Source organism: Escherichia sp. AM3 (assembly GCF_032029835.1).
Lineage (GTDB): Bacteria > Pseudomonadota > Gammaproteobacteria > Enterobacterales > Enterobacteriaceae > Escherichia > Escherichia coli.
In genome coordinates this window covers 1-265 of sequence record NZ_JAVUPQ010001032.1, presented here as the reverse complement: position 1 = coordinate 265, position 265 = coordinate 1, and the positions used below count along the sequence as shown (strand labels likewise).

1 protein-coding gene is annotated in these 265 nt (G+C 61.5%); it reads left to right on the top strand.

The window, feature by feature from the left end; translation table 11 throughout:
- A partial coding sequence (locus RTW80_RS29570) for an alanine:cation symporter family protein (protein WP_312721690.1) occupies positions 1 to 265 on the top strand: 265 nt, incomplete at both ends.

Here is a 265-nt window from a genome sequence, read left to right as displayed (position 1 = left end):
ATGCCGCCGCAGCGGCCGCATCCTGGCCCCCACATCCCGCCGCGCAGGGCATTGTACAGATGATTGGCGTCTTCACAGACACCATTGTTATCTGCTCCGCCAGCGCGATGATAATGCTGCTGGCCGGTGCCGCTGAACAACCGTCCGGTAGTACGGCAGGCATTCATTGGGTACAACAGGCGCGGGTCTCCCTCGTCGGCAGCTGGGGCGCGGGCCTTGTCGCACTTGTCGTGGGACTTTTTGCCTTTAGTTCCATTGCGGTGAA